Raw genomic sequence first — 14201 nt, forward strand, 5'->3', positions numbered from 1 at the left:
GAGGCGCTCACGGCCATAGCAGCTCCTGCTCCCAACAGCCTTGTACATAGCGGTAGTTGAGGCGTACGTGGCGCCGACGCGCATCGCCCTGGAAGAACTCGACCTCCTCGGCGCGCAGCACGTACAGCGTCCAGCTGGGAACGGGCGCCTCCGGCTCGCGCTCGGCCCGTTCCCATGCGGCCTCCGACGCCCGCGCCAGTTCCTCGACGGAACCGAGCACCTCGCTCTGCCGTCCGACGAGAGCCGCCGCCAGCGCACCCGTGGAGCGGCGGTGCAGGTCGGCCGCGCTCTCCTCGGGCCCGGCCGCGGTCACCGTCCCGCGGATACGGACCTGGCGGCCGACCGCCGGCCAGTAGAAGCCCAGCGCCGCCCGCGGCCGGCCGGCCAGCTCGCGGCCCTTGCGGCTGCCCCGATGCGTGGCGAAGTGCCAGCCGTGCTCATCGGCGTCGTGCAGCATCAGGGTCCGCACGGACGGGTCGCCGGCCGCGTCCGCCGTGGCCAGCGTCATCGTGTGCGGCTCGGGGACACCGGCCTCGGCGGCCTCCCGGAGCCACTGCCGGAACAGCGGCAGCGGCTCGGCCGGGGCCTTCGCCGGATCGAACGACGGCAGCTCGGTCTCCCAGACCCGCAGCCCCCGCAGCAACTCACGGAACGCACGGGCGGCGTCGGCATCGGCGTCTGCAGACGACCCGTCGGTGGTCTGGTCGGACGGCTGGGTCGACCAGTGGCGGGCGGCAGGGACGGTGGTCTCGTCCGGGCTGCCGCCGGGGGTGTGCTGGTGCGCGGGAAGATCGGCCATGTCAGGCAGCGTACGGCGGGCCGGCCGGAACCGGCGCACCGTATGCCGTCACGGCCATGTCTGCCGTGACAGCCGGGTCCGTCGCGCCGCCCCGGTCCGTTGCGCCGCCCCGGTCCGTTGCGCCGACCGAGCCTGCCGACGGTGCGCCTTTCGCCCCCATCGTGCCAGCCGCCACCGGATAGTCCTTGAGCGTGATCGCGTTGGCGCCGCGCTGCACATCCTCGGTGATCTTCTTCGCGACCAGGTCCTTCCAGGGCATGTGGGGAAGGAGTCGCATCATCAGGTGCCGGAACCGGATGGCCCCCCGGCTCCCCGCGGTCATCTCCTTGGCGAACTTCTCCGCCGCCCGCTGATTGACCTCGACATAGCCGCGCATCTCCGCCTCGTAGCGGTCGAAGGCGGCCGCGGTGTCACCGTTGGCCGCCGCCAGCTCCCCGGCCAGGACGTACGCGCCGACCAGCGCCATCCCCGTGCCCTGCCCCGAGGCGGGCGAGGCGCAGTGCGCGGCGTCGCCGAGCAGCACCACTGGCCCGCGTGACCAGCGGTCCATTTCGACGAGCTGCATTCCGTCGAAGTAGAAATCGGTCGCCTCGCGGGCCCCCGCCAGCATCCGCGGGATCATCCCCCAGCCTCTGGTCTGCGCCGTTCCCGTGCCGTCGCCCGCGAACGCGGCTCCCAACAGCGCCAGTTGCTGCCCGCTGTCCCGGTGGTCGTACCTGAGGCGAGGCGAGCGGAAGATCATGAACGCCTTGGCCGCCGGATCCCCGGCAGAGCTGTACGTGCAGACCAGTTTGCCCGGCATGGCGTGGTACAACTCCTCGCGGTCCAGGCCGAGTTCGTTCGGCAGGGAGAACGCCGAGATATACGCGCCCAGGTGCCGTACGAACCGTTCCTCCGGGCCGAAGGCCAGTCGCCGCACGGTCGAATGTATGCCGTCGGCGCCTACGACGATGTCGAAGCGGCGCGGCGCACCCTGCTCAAAGGTGACCTCGACGCCGAGGTCGTCGGCCTCTTCGCCTGCCCGCCCGGTAATCGAGTCGACCGAGGTGATCGAGGTGATCGAGTCGCCGAAGACGTACTCGACGTCGGCGCGGGTGCGTTCATAGAGGATGCGGGCCAGTTCGCCCCGCATGATCTCGTCGTCGCGGCCGGTCCGTGCGCCGAAGATATCGGCGGGGAGGGTGGCGATCCGCTCGCCGTCGTCGTTCACGTAGGCGCCGGTCCGCATGTCCGTACTGGCGCGCCGGATGTCCTCCAGAATCCCCATCCGCTCGGCGACCTCGATCGCCACGCCGCGAAGGTCGACCTTGTAGCCGCCGGTCCGCAGCTCGGGCGCGCGCTCGACGACGGTCACCGCGAAGCCGTGGCGGTGCAGCCAGTAGGCGAGCGCGGGCCCGGCGATGCTGGCGCCGGAGATCAGCACGGTCGTCCGGCGAGTGCGGTTTGTGCTGGGTGACTGGTCGGTGCGGGGGGATCGCGGACTGCGGGGATTCGAGTCGGTGCCGGGCATGGGGTGTTCCCTTCGCGTCGTGGTGCCTGCTTCCGGATGAGCGCGCGAAGGTGACTATACAAACGTCTTACACGTGTGTCTATGACGTTTGTATAGGACGCTTGTGTGGGTCGCTTGTGTGGGTCGCTTGTGTGGGTCGCTTGTGTGTGACGCGTGAGTGGGGGCGCAGGGCGTGACGGCCCCCTACCCCCTCCCCAGCACCACCGTCCCCGACGAGCAGAACCAGCCGCCCGTCCCTGACGCGACCGCGAGTTGTGGGAGCCGGCCGTCGGGTTTGCGGACCTGGCGGTCGGGGCCGGCCTCGCCGCGGAGTTGGCGTACGGCCTCGACCAGCAGAAAGAGGCCGCGCATACCGGGGTGGCAGGCGGCCAGGCCGCCGCCGTCGGTGTTCACCGGCAGCTCGCCGTCCCGCAGCAGCCGCCCCTTCTCGACGAACGCCCCGCCCTCGCCCTTCGCGCAGAAGCCCAGGTCCTCCAGCGTCACCAGGGTCATATAGGTGAAGGCGTCGTAGAGCTCGGCGAGATCGATCTCCGACGGGCGGACCCCGGCGCGTTCGAAGGCGAGACGGCCGGAGGCCGCCGCGGGCGAGACCGTGAAGTCGTCCCACTCCGACATGGTGGTGTGCGAGACCGCGGTACCCGAACCGAGCACCCAGACAGGGGGTTTGGCGAGGTCGGGCACGTGGTCCTCGGCGACGAGCAGGACCGCGCAACCGCCGTCGGAACGGATGCAGCAGTGCAGCTTGGTGAACGGGTCGGCGATCATCGGGCCGGAGAGGACGTCGTCGACGGTGATGGGGTCGCGGTACATGGCGTCCGGGTTGGCCGCCGCGTTCGCGCGCGCTTGGACGGCCACCTGGGCCAACTGCTCCAGCGTTGTGCCGTATTGGTGCATATGGCGCCGTGCCGCCATGGCGTATTTGGCGATCAGGGTGTGTCCATAGGGGACCTCGAACTGGAGCGGGCCGCGGGCGCCGAAGGAGAGGTTCGAGGTGCGGCGCCCGGCCTTGATGTCGGCGCGGGCGGTGGATCCGTAGACGAGGAGGACGGCGTTGGCGTGGCCCGCCGCTATCGCGTCGGCGGCGTGTGCGGCCATCACCTCCCAGGTGGAGCCGCCGACCGAGGTCGAGTCGACCCAGGTGGGGCGCAGGCCCAGATATTCGGCGACCTCGACGGGGGCGAGGGTGCCCAGTCCGGCCGAGGCGAAGCCGTCGATCGCCGAACGGTCCAGGCCGCTGTCGGCGAGCGCCCGGCGGGCGGCCTGGGCGTGCAGGGCGTACGGCGTGGTCTCGTCCACCCGGCCGCAGTCGGACAGGGCGACTCCGGCGACGGCGACCTTGCGATTCCCGGAGCGGGGGCCGAGCGTTGCTGAAGGCACAAATCTGACGGTACATCAGATGTGGTGGGGCGGGCAGGGGTCGTCGTCGCGCCGGGCCGGGGGAAGCGGCTGCCCGGCGGGGCAGGGCCTGTCCGATGGGCCACGGCCCGCCCGACGGGCCAGGCTCTAGGAAAGTGCACCGCCCGTCTCTACTATGACGGCCCGTCAGATCGGAAGCCGGGGCCCGTCGCACCTGACGGGCGTTGTCGCACGGCCGGGAGGAGCCCGCCGATGGATGCCGCGTTCACCGAGGAGCAGGACGAGATCCGCCGCACCCTGCGCGAACTGCTGCACAAACGCTGCGGCCCGGACGAGGTCAAGGCGGCGGTGCGCACCCCGCAGGGCCATGACGAGGCGCTGTGGCGGCAGCTCGCCCAGCAGCTAGGGCTGCCCGGCCTGGCGCTGCCCGCCGCCTACGGAGGGGTGGGCTGCGGGCCCACCGAGCTCGCCCTGGCCTGCGAGGAGACCGGCCGCGCGCTGCTGCCCTCGCCCCTGATCGCCACCGCCGTCCTCGCCGCGCCGCTGATCCTGGCGCTCGGCACCGAACGCCAGCGCGCCGAGCTGCTGCCGGCCATCGCCGCGGGGGAACTCACCGGGACGCTCGCCGTACCGGGCGGGCAGCTGGCCACCGCGCTGGCGCTGACCGGGCCGAACGACGGCGACTGGGCGGGCGGGGGCCGCTCCGGCGGGATCCAGGCCCGCCCCTGCGAAGGGGGCTGGCGGCTCTACGGGGAGGCCGCACAGGTCCTGGACGGGCACTCCGCCGGAGTGCTGCTGGTGGCCGCGCACACCGGCGGGTTCGCCCGTAGCCGCACGCCGCTCTTCCTTGTACGGGCGGAGGCGAGGGACGGCGCAACGGGCGGCCCAGCGGCCACCGGGACGACGACCGGCATGGCCGCTTCCGCTGCGCCAGGCCCCGATGCGGCAACCCCCGGCGCGCGAGCCGCCACCCGCCGGCTCCTCCGCATCCGGCAGACCCCCATGGACGAGACCCGGCCGCAGGCGCGCATCGAACTGCGCGACGTACCGGCCGAGTTGCTCGGCGAGGTGGACGGCGGCGAGACGGGCAGCGGTGAGGCGGCGGTGGCGGCCGCACTCGCCGCCACCGGGGCGTCGGCGGCCGCGGCACTGGCCGCCGAGGCGGTCGGCGCGGCCGATGCGGCGCTCGCCCGTACCGTCGAATACGTCCAGGCCCGCGAACAGTTCGGCCGGCCCATCGGCTCCTTCCAGGCGGTCCAGCACCGGCTCGCCGACCTGTACGTGTCGGTGCAGGCGGCCCGCTCGGCGGCGTACTACGCGGCCTGGTCGGCGGGCGGCGGACGGTCCGGGCCGCACCACCGCGCCGAGCCGGGCGTCGGCGGGCTGGCGCTCGCGCAGGCGCTGGAGACGCTGCGTACGGTGGCGGCCGAGGCGGTCCAGCTGCACGGTGGCATCGGCTTCACCTGGGAGCACGACGCGCATCTGTACTTCAAGCGCGCCGCCTGCGACGAACTGCTGCTGGGGCCGGTGCACCGGCTGCGGGCGCGGGCCGCTGAGGAGGCCGGGCTGTTCTCCGGCACGACGCGAGAGGCGGTCGGTGTCTGATGCCACCCGGTGAGCGGCTGATCCAGAAGGTCTCCTCGACCCGTACCTTCGCGCGGATCGCGCCGCACTTCATCCCGGCCCTGGACCGCGCCGTACATCGGCTGACCCGGGGGAAAGTGCTGCTCAGCGCGCGGATGCTGCCCGGTGTGGTGCTGACCGCGACCGGCGCGAAGAGCGGGCAGCCACGGCGTACGCCGCTGGCGTGCATGCCGGAGGACGACGGCGGCTGGCTGCTCATCGGCAGCAATTTCGGCCGGCCCGGACACCCGGCGTGGACCGGCAATCTCCTCAAGAACCCGGACGCGGAGGTGAGTTGGCGGGGCCGGGACATTCCCGTACGGGCCCGGCTGCTCACCGGTGAGGAACGGGCGCTGGCATGGCGGGCGGCGCTGGAGTTCTGGCCGCCGTATGCCGCGTACCAGGCGCGGGTGGAACGGGAGATCCGGCTGTTCCGGCTGGAACGGCGGACGCCCTAGCGGGACACCGGGGGCGTGCCGGGACGCACGGACAACGGGCGCGGGGATACCGGGCGCGGCGATACCGGGCCGGGACACGGGAACACCTGGCCGGTGCGCGGGCACGCCCCCGCGCCCGCGCACCCGCACACACGCAGCGGGTGCCGTGCGGGCCTCTGGAGGCCGGACGGCACCCGCTGTCTGCGCGGCTGTGCGGTTATGGCAGGACGGACACAGGACGGATCGCGAACTGTCCCGGAACCACCGGGACTTCGAGGCGCGCCGCGCGAACGCGCCGCGGCTTCGTCGGCTCGGCTGCTACTTCGTCGGCTTCTTGCCGGTGACGCCGAAGTGCACCAGCAGCGCCAGATTCGGCTTGAGCTCGGTCTGCTTGACGCCCCAGCTCTGGAAGCCCTTCTGGTGCCCGGCGACCGCCGCCAGCATGGCGACGATCGAACCGGCCATGGCGGCCGCGCTCACGTCCTTGTCGACCTTGTTCTTGCTCTGGAGCTCCTGGATGGAGTCCGTAAGGGAGTTGGTGACAGCGTTGAGGATCTTCATGCGGATCTTGTAGAACCGCTTGTCGCCCTCGGCGGCGCCCAGATCGACGACGCGCAGAATCGCGTCGTTCTTGCGCCAGAAGGAGAGGAAGCCGTCGACGAGCTCCTCCGCCGCCTGCCAGCCGGACTTGCCCACCCACGAGCGTCCGGCCACGAGATCGGTCAGATTCGCGCCTTCTTTGGCCATCTCCTCGGCGATTTCGAGGACGGCGCCCTCCACGTCCGGGAAGTACTGATAGAACGTGGCGGGTGAAGTACCCGCTTTTCGGGCCACATCGATGACTTTGACGTCCCGGTAGGGGGACGAACTGAGCATTTCGCTGAGGCAGTCGAGCAGCTTCTGCCGCGTCGCCTGTCCACGGCGGCCGGCAACTCTGCCGTCGACGGTTCGCACTTGTCCTGTCATGCCGTCAGCTTACCGAGGGGTGATCGGAGCGCGATTTGGCTGCCTGCAAATGGGGACGCGGGAGTTAGGGGCGCTCGGTCCCCGTTGTCGCACTGGTAGCGGCCTCGCGCGGGGCTCCGGATTCATGGGGCGCCGCTTGGTCCGATCCGGTGAATGGTCTTATCAACAGGCTGTGGACAACTTTGGTGGATAAGCGCGAGGGGACGGTGCGCCCCGATATCCAGGACGTCCCTCTCCGGCGTCGACGACATCGTTCGCCCCGCCGTCCGTGTCATCGTCGGACGGAAACGGAACCCCGGCGGTCCGTTCGCGGTCTTCACCGGCGATGAGACGGACAATGACGGCGCCACGTCTGGTGTCGGTACGCCGAAATCACCCCCGGCACCGCAGAATTGGGCGAGCGTACGGCGCGGACGCCGATATGCACGGCGGCAGGGCGAGGGTCGAGGGACGGCCGATGGCGGGGATGGCATGACCGGTAGGGGCAGGGGACGAGCGCGCGACGGCCTGGCCGCGGCGTCGGGGCGCGGCGCGAGGTTAGCGCCGCCGGCGGACCGTGCGGTGCGGACGAACCGTGCGGTGTGCGGGGCACATCCGATACGGAGGGCCGGCGAACAGCCGCCAACTGGTCGGTAACCCCGCCGCGACGGCCCGTCGACGGACGCATCGGCGCACGTCAGACAGGGGGGCATTACGCCAGGTAACGGCATCTGTGCGTACTGCCCGGCGTGATCCGTGACACGGCGGGCAGGCCCCGGGTTCGCAACCGTCGGCCGGGCCAGGAAGAATCAGTACGCGTACGGCCGTTTCGACACTCCTCGCCGCAGGCGGGGAGACGCTGCACGGGGCAGTGGCTCGCGGTGGCTCGTGGCTATGGAGAGTCTCTTTTTTCGCCCCACGGGGAGGTGGCAGGCAAGTGGTGGAGCAGCTGACGCAGCTGACGCAGCACGATCCCCGGCGGATCGGCCCGTTCGAGGTGCTCGGCCGTCTCGGGGCCGGCGGCATGGGACTGGTCTATCTCGCGCGCTCGGCGTCCGGTCGGCGCGTGGCGATCAAGACGGTGCGTACGGAGCTCGCCGAGGACCAGCTGTTCCGGGTCCGCTTCACACGCGAGGTCGAGGCGGCCCGCGCGGTCAGCGGTTTCTACACCGCGGCCGTGGTGGACGCCGATCCGCGGGCGGCGGTGCCATGGCTGGCGACCGCCTACGTCCCCGCGCCCTCCCTCGAGGAAATAGTCAATGAATGCGGGCCGCTGCCCGCGCAGGCGGTCCGGTGGCTGGCGGCCGGGATCGCCGAGGCGCTGCAGTCCATCCACGGCGCCGGCCTGGTGCACCGCGACCTCAAGCCGTCGAACGTCCTGGTCGTCGAGGACGGCCCCCGGGTGATCGACTTCGGTATCGCCTCCGGGGTGTCCAACACCCGGCTGACCATGACCAACGTGGCGGTGGGCACACCGGCCTACATGTCGCCCGAGCAGGCCCGCGACTCACGCAGCGTGACCGGCGCCAGCGATGTGTTCTCCCTCGGCTCGACGCTGGTCTTCGCCGCCACCGGGCACGCGCCCTTCCACGGCGCCAACCCCGTCGAGACGGTCTTCATGCTGCTGCGCGAGGGCCCGGACCTGACGGGGCTGCCGGACGAACTGCGGCCGCTGATGGAGTCCTGCATGCAGATGGAGGCGGCCCACCGGCCGTCCCCCGCCGACCTGCAGTCCCAGCTCGCCCCGCATCTCTTCGGCTCCGGCAGCGACGACAGCGGTACGGCCTCGGCCTGGCTGCCGCCCGGCGCGGTGGCGCTCATCGAGAGCCGGCGCGGCGGCCGGGCCGCCGTCCCGAAGAGCACCGAGCGGGCCGGCTCCGGGCGCCCCGCCGACCGTCCGGCGCCCCCCGCGCCGCAGGCCCCGCCCCCGATGCCCGCGCCGCAGCCCGTACAGGCACCTCCGCAGCCCGAGAGCGCGCCGCCGGCCGCCGACCCCGCGCAGTCCGGCTGGCCCGGCCATGTCGGCGCCGGACCCGGTGCGCACCGCGGCGACCCCCGGGGCGCGCACCCGGGGCCGATGCCGCAGGCCGTCTCGCTCGGCCCGGACGCCGCGACGGCCCGGGTCACCCCGGTCTCCGCTGCCCCGCCCGTCACCTCCCCGTCCCCGGCGGCCGCACTGGCCTCCGCGCCACCGGCCGCCCCCGTGGAAGGCCCCGGCGGCCCCGTACGGCTCGCCGGCTCGCCCGCGCCCATAGGGCCGGGGCCGCGCGCCGGCGACGCCCGGGACCCGCAGCCGCGCGGGCAGGCCGGCGCCGCGACGAACTGGGTACGGCCGCCCGGAGGCGGCGCCCCGCCCGGTGTGCCGCAGCAGGGCGGCCCGGCCGGCGGCCCTCCGGCGGGCGACGGCCATGGCGCGGCACGGCATGACGCGCCGCCCGAGGCACCCCCCGCCGAGCCGGGCCGCTGGCGCCCCTGGCGGTTCCGGATGTCGAACGACGTCTGGGGCACCCCCGTGGTCGCCGGCGATCTGCTCTACGTCACGTCCTTCGAGGTGCACGCCCTGGATGTGGCCAGCGGCCGTCGCAAGTTCAAGACCCGCGACGTGGCCTGGGCCATGGATGTCGCGGACGGCCGGATCCACGCCTCGGACGGCCCGAGCCTGTACGCCCTGGACGCGGCGGACGGCTCCGAGTGCTGGCGGCTGAACGTCGAGGGCTGGGTCTACGCGCTGAGCGTCGACCGCGGCACCGTCGTCACCAGCACGCGGGGCGGCGGCGTCCAGGCGTGGGAGGCCGCCAACGGTGAGCTGCTGTGGGAGATCGGCGGCGTTCAGACCGAATTCGAGACGGCCGAGGCCGCGCCCGTGGTGCACGACGGCACGGTCTTCGTGTGGGCCGACGCGCGGCTGAAGGCGCTGGAGGCGCGTACCGGGGCCGAGCGCTGGTCGTATCCGGTGGGCGACGCGGCGTCCTGTGGCGGGGTGCCGATGCGGCTGCTGGCCGCGCCGGACGGTGTGGTCTACGTCGTGGCCGGCACCCGGGTGCTGGCGCTCGACATCGCACGCGGCGATGTGCGCTGGCACTTCGAGGCGCCCGCGGTGTTCCTCAGCCCGCCCGCCTTCGCCCCGGGACCGGCCGTCACCGGCGGCGGGGTCTATCTGGCGGACCACCTCGGCACGGTCTACGCGCTGGACGCGGCGGACGGCCGCGACCGCTGGCGGATCGCCACCGAGGCGCGCCAGTCCACCGAACCGGTGCTGGTCGCGCACGGCGCCGTCCACCTGGGCAGCGGCAAGGCGCTCTACACGCTGGACGCGGTGACCGGCACGCCCCGCTGGCGGTTCCAGGCCGGCGCCGAGGTGATGGGCGCACCCGTCGTCGCCGAGGGCCGGGTGCACTTCGGTTCGGCCGACCACTGCCTGTACACGCTGGACGCGATGGGCGGGCAGCTGCGCTGGAAGCTGGCGACCGGCGGCGAGATCACCGGGTCACCGGTGGCGGTCGGCGGCGTGGTCTACGCGTGCAGCAAGGACCGCTGTGTGTACGCGCTGGACGCGGCAAAGGGGACGGGGCAGGCGCGCCGATCGTGACGTCGGGCGCCGGGGACTACTCCCGGTCGTCCCGGGGCCGTTGGGGATCGGCGGGGCGCTCCTTGCCCCACTCCACCGGGGGTTGGCGGCGCATCGACTGGGTCGGCTGGTGCTGCCGGTCCTGCGGGCGGGGCTGCTGCGGGTAAGGCTCCTGCGGGTAGGGCTCCGACTGCCATTCCCGGGGCACCGGGTTGCTCGGGTCGAACGGTTCGGGCGGGGCCGGCCGGGCGGGCTCGCCCTGGTCATAGCCGTCGTAGTGCCCGTACCCGTCGTCGTACACCCGCTCGTCCCGGCGCACGCGCGCGGGGCGGCCCGACATCACCAGGGCGCCCAGCAGAATCAGCGCGCCGGCTCCCAGCGCGCCGGCGGCGCCCACGCCCAGACCGTGGGCGCCGGCGCTGAGCTCACCCGCCCGCTGCCCCTGGCGGACCATCCACAAGATGGTGAAGCCGAGCACCACGATGCCCGCGAGGGAGACCAGCAGCCGGGAGCGCAGCGCGACGCCGGTCAGGGTCACCAGGGCGGCGACGGCCATGGGGAGGAGGAGCGAGCCGAAGAGCATGGCCTTGTTGTCGGTCATGTTGCCGAAGAGGTCCTCGATCCGGACATCACGCCCGTGACGGCCGTCGTACCAGGGACGGAAGGGGCTCCAGACGGCGGCCGCCGCTCCAATGAGGGCGATCAGGGATCCGACTACGTTGCGCACCACGGGCGTCGCCTCGCTTCGCGTCGTCTGACGTCCTCCGTGACCGACGCTACGCCTGACCGTCCACCCCCGCGAGGCAAGACGCCCCTAGGGATATCCGTGCGCCCCCCAGGGGGCATCCGGGTTGTCACCTGCGCTTGCTAGGGTGCCGTGCACGCGTCAATGACGCAGAGACATTTCCACGGGGGATGGGCAGGCGAATGAAGCAGCGCACGCGTACGGACATCGGCGCCCGCGTGAGTACCCGTACGGGTACCCGGGCGCTCGTCGCAGCCGGACTGGCCATGGCAGCGGTCACCACGGTCGGTGGCTGTGCGTTCCCCGGCGCCCCCAGGGTCACCCCGCCGCCGCCGAGCCCCACGGACACGTACAGCCTGGGCGACCCGACCGGTTACCCGTCGGACACCTACTCGCCGTCGCCGTCGCCGACCGAGGAGACCTTCGACCCGGACGGCCGCTCGGACGTCGACGGCAGAAACTGCGACTTCTCCAACTCGCTGCGCCAGTTCACGTACACGGTCTCGGTCACCAACCCGTCCTCGGTCGACAGCTACTCCTACGACATCGCCGTCAACTGGATGAAGGCCAAGCCGGCCGACGGCAAGGCGTACGGGCTGCACGAGCGCTCCATCGTGGTCGGCCCCGGCGACACCGAGACCTACACCGCCAAGTACACCGTCAACCAGTCCTCCATCGGGCAGTTCTGGTACACCTGCCAGATCACCCGGGCGCACAAGACGCGTTACTGAGCGTCCCGACCGCTCCGCGCCGCGTCCGTCCCGGTTGCGTCGCGCTTCCGGGCGGCGAACAGTTCGGCCTGCCGGTCCGGCGGCAGACTGCCCAGCGCGATCAGCTGCGGGGCGTGGGCCAGCGCCTGGTTTCTCGCCGCCTCCTTGGCGGCCCAGAGCGCCCGTACGGTGCCCTGGACCGCCTCCGTGGGCTGTGCGGCGAGCACCGCCGCGCGGCGCACCGCCGCCTCGGCCGCGGCACCGGGCGCGGTCAGCTCGGACACCAGGCCGATCTCGTACGCGCGCGCTGCCCCGAGCCGCTCCGCCGTCCCCATCAGGGACATCCGGGCGACCTCCCCCAGGGGCATCCGCTGCGCCATGTAGATGGCCTCGTAGGCGCTGACCATCCCGTAGGTGGTGTGCGGGTCGAAGAAGGTGGAGTTCTCCGAGGCGACGATGAACTCGGACTCGCCCAGGAGGTAGAAGGCGCCGCCGCAGGCCATGCCGTCCACGGCGGCGACGACCGGTTTCCACAGGTCGTTGGCCTTCGGGCCGATGCGGATCATCGGGTCGTCGAGCGAGTAGGGGGACGCGGGCTGGGGGACGTGCACGGAGCGGTCGATGCCGGTGCAGAAGGCCCGGCCGCCGGCGCCGGTGACCACCGCGGCCCGTACGGTGTCGTCGAAGCGGAACGCCTGCCAGGCGGCGGCGAGTTCGGCGGCGGTGTCCAGGTCGACGGCGTTGTGCCGCTCGGGCCGGTCGAGCGTCACCAGCGCGACGCCGTCCGCGATCTCGGTACGGACCGTCATGGCCGCTCCAGGAGCCAGCGGGGCACCGTCACGCCCCCGGGGGTGGTGTGAAACGCGACCTTCACCGGGGCGCCGATCCGCAGCCGCGCCGGGTCGACGGAGTCGAGGCGGGCGCCCGCTGAGGCGACGAGGTTGCCGACGAGACGGATCCGCGGGGCCTCGGCCAGCTCCACGATGATCGCGTTGTACGGCGCCTGGGCGGCGTACGCGGGCAGCAGCGGTGGGTGCGCCACGACGTAGGACCAGATGCGGCCCCGGCCGCTCATCCGCTGCCAGTGGCTGTCGAAGGACTGGCAGTGCGGGCAGCAGGGGCGCGGCGGGAAGCGCGGTTCCGCGCAGTCGGAGCAGGTCTGGACGCGGAGTTCACCGCGGGCCGCGAAGTCCCAGAACGGTGCCCCGTCGTCGTCGGGGACGGGAAGCAGCAGGTCGTCGGCGGTCTCGGACCGATTGTCAGTGGCGGGTGCCACGCTTGGCGACATGGACTCACGAGCGCTCTCACCCATCGCGTGTCAACTCCTCAGCAGCAGGGCCGAGGTGGGGACGCCCTCGCCCGCGGTGACCAGGCAGGTGGTGGCGTCCGGGACCTGCGCGGTGCTGGTGCCGCGCAGCTGTTTGACGCCTTCGGTGATGAGGTTGAAACCGTGGACGTACGCCTCCGAGAGGCCGCCGCCGGCCGTGTTGAGGGGCAGCCGGCCGCCGATCTCCAGGGCTCCGCCCTCGGTGAAGGCCGCGCCCTCGCCGCGCCCGCAGAAGCCGTATCCCTCCAGGGAGAGGGGGATCAGGGGGGTGAACGCGTCATAGATCTGTGCCACGTCGACGTCCTGCGGTCCGAGGTCGGCGCCCTTCCACAGGTGCCGGGCGGCGGTCCAGGCGGGGCCGGTGAGCGGATCGTCGTTCCAGTAGTTGACCATGCCGTGGTGCTGGGCGGGCAGGCCCTGGGCGGCGGAGTGGACATAGACCGGCCGGTGGCGGCAGTCCCGGGCGCGCTCGGCGGAGACCACGACGCACGCCAACGCCCCGTCCGTCTCCAGGCAGTTGTCGAACAGGCAGAGCGGCTCGCTGATCCAGCGGGCGGTCATATACATCTCGCGGGTCAGCGGACGTTCGTACATCATCGCGGCCGGGTTCTGGTTGGCCCGGTTGCGGCAGGCGAGCGCGACGTTGAAGAGATGGTCGCGGGTGGCGCCGTATTCGTGCATATAGCGGCGGGCCAGCATGCCGATCTCGTCGGCGGGGCGCAGCAGTCCGAAGGGCCGGGTCCACTGGCCCGGGGTGGGCAGCTGGACCCGGGTGTTCTTCCAGGGCCGGGGGCCCGAGCCGCGTTTGCGGGACCGCCAGGCGACGCCGACGTTCGCCTGACCGGTGGCGATGGCGGCGGCCAGATGGGCCACCGTCGCGCAGGAACCGCCGCCGCCGTAGCCGACCTTGGAGAAGTGGGTGACATCGCCGGCGCCGACGGCCTTGGCGATCTCGACCTCGTCCGTCTCCTCCATGGTGTAGGAGGCGAAGGCGTCCACCTCCGACGGCGCGATACCGGCGTCGTCCAGCGCCGCGAGGATCGCCCGGCAGGCCAACGTCTTTTCCGATTCCGGAAGTTGTCTGGCAAAAGGAGTCTGTCCGATGCCGGCTATCGCCGTAGCGTCCTTGAGGGTCGCCCCCATGGCCACCTCCGTGGTCGGCCGTCAGTGCTGACAGCCGT

The 14201-nt window shown here is 72.5% G+C and carries 12 protein-coding genes; 4 read left to right on the top strand and 8 right to left on the bottom strand.

The genetic code is table 11. The features are described 5' to 3' along the window. Window positions 1-7: 7 nt before the first annotated feature. The 3 genes from FCH28_RS19690 to FCH28_RS19700 form a co-directional block, all read right to left on the bottom strand. On the bottom strand, window positions 8-799 hold the full coding sequence (locus FCH28_RS19690; RefSeq protein WP_246103014.1) for a pyridoxine/pyridoxamine 5'-phosphate oxidase: 792 nt from the start codon (window positions 797-799) through the stop codon (window positions 8-10). 1 nt (window position 800) lies between these two features. Continuing rightward, window positions 801-2222, bottom strand: a complete 1422-nt coding sequence (locus FCH28_RS19695) for an FAD-dependent monooxygenase (protein ID WP_246103015.1) — start codon at window positions 2220-2222, stop codon at window positions 801-803. Window positions 2223-2492: 270 nt separating this feature from the next. Then, on the bottom strand, window positions 2493-3686 hold the full coding sequence (locus FCH28_RS19700) for a thiolase C-terminal domain-containing protein (RefSeq protein ID WP_136741365.1): 1194 nt from the start codon (window positions 3684-3686) through the stop codon (window positions 2493-2495). 231 nt (window positions 3687-3917) lie between these two features. On the opposite strand from FCH28_RS19700, the gene FCH28_RS19705 reads away from it, so the two are divergent. Further along, window positions 3918-5270 (top strand): acyl-CoA dehydrogenase family protein, encoded by a 1353-nt coding sequence (locus FCH28_RS19705; RefSeq protein WP_136741366.1) that lies wholly within the window; start codon window positions 3918-3920, stop codon window positions 5268-5270. Next, window positions 5270-5746 carry a nitroreductase family deazaflavin-dependent oxidoreductase gene (locus FCH28_RS19710; RefSeq protein ID WP_136741367.1) on the top strand — a complete coding sequence of 159 codons (477 nt, stop codon included), beginning with the start codon at window positions 5270-5272 and terminating at the stop codon, window positions 5744-5746. Before FCH28_RS19705 ends, FCH28_RS19710 begins: the two co-directional genes overlap by 1 nt. A 297-nt stretch (window positions 5747-6043) precedes the next feature. On the opposite strand, the gene FCH28_RS19715 is transcribed toward FCH28_RS19710, so the two are convergent. Continuing rightward, on the bottom strand, window positions 6044-6691 hold the full coding sequence (locus tag FCH28_RS19715) for a TetR family transcriptional regulator (RefSeq protein WP_136741368.1): 648 nt from the start codon (window positions 6689-6691) through the stop codon (window positions 6044-6046). 916 nt (window positions 6692-7607) lie between these two features. Between FCH28_RS19715 and afsK the strand changes: the two genes are divergently transcribed. Then, window positions 7608-10259, top strand: coding sequence for a protein serine/threonine kinase AfsK (gene afsK, locus FCH28_RS19720; RefSeq protein ID WP_246103017.1), 2652 nt, complete (start codon window positions 7608-7610; stop codon window positions 10257-10259). 16 nt (window positions 10260-10275) lie between these two features. On the opposite strand, the gene FCH28_RS39290 is transcribed toward afsK, so the two are convergent. Next, entirely contained in the window at window positions 10276-10968 is a 693-nt protein-coding gene (locus FCH28_RS39290) for a hypothetical protein (protein WP_246103018.1), read from the bottom strand. A gap of 197 nt (window positions 10969-11165) precedes the next feature. On the opposite strand from FCH28_RS39290, the gene FCH28_RS19730 reads away from it, so the two are divergent. Then, window positions 11166-11714, top strand: coding sequence for a hypothetical protein (locus FCH28_RS19730; protein ID WP_136741369.1), 549 nt, complete (start codon window positions 11166-11168; stop codon window positions 11712-11714). On the opposite strand, the gene FCH28_RS19735 is transcribed toward FCH28_RS19730, so the two are convergent. Genes FCH28_RS19735 through FCH28_RS19745 form a run of 3 tightly spaced genes read right to left on the bottom strand, consistent with a single transcriptional unit; the run spans window position 11708 to window position 14163 of the window. Continuing rightward, window positions 11708-12502 carry an enoyl-CoA hydratase/isomerase family protein gene (locus FCH28_RS19735; RefSeq protein WP_136741370.1) on the bottom strand — a complete coding sequence of 265 codons (795 nt, stop codon included), beginning with the start codon at window positions 12500-12502 and terminating at the stop codon, window positions 11708-11710. The genes FCH28_RS19730 and FCH28_RS19735 overlap by 7 nt on opposite strands. Then, the gene (locus FCH28_RS19740) at window positions 12499-12981 is read right to left on the bottom strand and encodes a Zn-ribbon domain-containing OB-fold protein (RefSeq protein WP_136741509.1); all 483 of its coding nucleotides are present in this window, start codon (window positions 12979-12981) and stop codon (window positions 12499-12501) included. The genes FCH28_RS19735 and FCH28_RS19740 overlap by 4 nt, the downstream gene beginning before the upstream one ends. Before the next feature lie 30 nt (window positions 12982-13011). Continuing rightward, window positions 13012-14163 (bottom strand): lipid-transfer protein, encoded by a 1152-nt coding sequence (locus tag FCH28_RS19745; protein ID WP_136741371.1) that lies wholly within the window; start codon window positions 14161-14163, stop codon window positions 13012-13014. Window positions 14164-14201 lie beyond the last annotated feature (38 nt).

Source organism: Streptomyces piniterrae (assembly GCF_005048155.1).
GTDB classification, from domain to species: Bacteria; Actinomycetota; Actinomycetes; order Streptomycetales; family Streptomycetaceae; genus Streptomyces; species Streptomyces piniterrae.